The 1,850-nt window shown below is 57.5% G+C and carries 1 rRNA gene (only partly in view); it reads right to left on the bottom strand.

Going from position 1 to position 1,850, the window contains the following annotated elements:
• Window positions 1-22: 22 nt before the first annotated feature.
• Window positions 23-1,850 (bottom strand): 23S ribosomal RNA (locus ACIBJF_RS52200); it runs 1,366 nt beyond the window's last position.

Genomic DNA, 1,850 nt, shown 5'->3' with positions numbered 1-1,850 from the left:
AACACAGTGGACGCGAGCAACTGAGGACAAGCCCTCGGCCTATTAGTACCGGTCACCTCCACCAGTTACCTGGCTTCCAGATCCGGCCTATCAACCCAGTCGTCTACTGGGAGCCTTACCCCATCAAGTGGGTGGGAGTCCTCATCTCGAAGCAGGCTTCCCGCTTAGATGCTTTCAGCGGTTATCCCTCCCGAACGTAGCCAACCAGCCATGCCCTTGGCAGAACAACTGGCACACCAGAGGTTCGTCCGTCCCGGTCCTCTCGTACTAGGGACAGCCCTTCTCAAGACTCCTACGCGCACAGCGGATAGGGACCGAACTGTCTCACGACGTTCTAAACCCAGCTCGCGTACCGCTTTAATGGGCGAACAGCCCAACCCTTGGGACCGACTCCAGCCCCAGGATGCGACGAGCCGACATCGAGGTGCCAAACCATCCCGTCGATATGGACTCTTGGGGAAGATCAGCCTGTTATCCCCGGGGTACCTTTTATCCGTTGAGCGACGGCGCTTCCACAAGCCACCGCCGGATCACTAGTCCCGACTTTCGTCCCTGCTCGACCCGTCGGTCTCACAGTCAAGCTCCCTTGTGCACTTACACTCAACACCTGATTGCCAACCAGGCTGAGGGAACCTTTGGGCGCCTCCGTTACCCTTTAGGAGGCAACCGCCCCAGTTAAACTACCCATCAGACACTGTCCCTGATCCGGATCACGGACCCAGGTTAGACATCCAGCACGACCAGACTGGTATTTCAACGACGACTCCACACACACTGGCGTGCGTGCTTCACAGTCTCCCAGCTATCCTACACAAGCCGAACCGAACACCAATATCAAACTGTAGTAAAGGTCCCGGGGTCTTTCCGTCCTGCTGCGCGAAACGAGCATCTTTACTCGTAGTGCAATTTCACCGGGCCTATGGTTGAGACAGTCGAGAAGTCGTTACGCCATTCGTGCAGGTCGGAACTTACCCGACAAGGAATTTCGCTACCTTAGGATGGTTATAGTTACCACCGCCGTTTACTGGCGCTTAAGTTCTCAGCTTCGCCCACCCGAAGGTGAGCTAACCGGTCCCCTTAACGTTCCAGCACCGGGCAGGCGTCAGTCCGTATACATCGCCTTACGGCTTCGCACGGACCTGTGTTTTTAGTAAACAGTCGCTTCTCGCTGGTCTCTGCGGCCACCCCCAGCTCAGAGCGCGAAGCTCATCACCAGGACTGGCCCCCCTTCTCCCGAAGTTACGGGGGCATTTTGCCGAGTTCCTTAACCATAGTTCACCCGAACGCCTCGGTATTCTCTACCTGACCACCTGAGTCGGTTTAGGGTACGGGCCGCCATGAAACTCGCTAGAGGCTTTTCTCGACAGCATAGGATCATCCACTTCACCACAATCGGCTCGGCATCAGGTCTCAGACACGTGCAGGGCGGATTTGCCTACCCTGCGTCCTACACCCTTACCCCGGGACAACCACCGCCCGGGCTGGACTACCTTCCTGCGTCACCCCATCACTCACCTACTACCAGCTTGGTCCGGCGGCTCCACCACTCCCCTTCACCCGAAGGCTCCGGGGCGGCTTCACGGCCTTAGCATCACTGGATTCGATGTTTGACGCTCCACAGCGGGTACCGGAATATCAACCGGTTATCCATCGACTACGCCTGTCGGCCTCGCCTTAGGTCCCGACTTACCCTGGGCAGATCAGCTTGACCCAGGAACCCTTAGTCAATCGGCGCACACGTTTCTCACGTGTGAATCGCTACTCATGCCTGCATTCTCACTCGTCAACCGTCCACGACTACCTTCCAGTGCCGCTTCACCCGGCAGACGACGCTCCCCTACCCATCAACA

The sequence above is a fragment of the Streptomyces sp. NPDC050743 genome (assembly GCF_044456925.1).
Lineage (GTDB): Bacteria > Actinomycetota > Actinomycetes > Streptomycetales > Streptomycetaceae > Streptomyces.
This window is presented reverse-complemented; position numbering and strand designations above follow the sequence as displayed.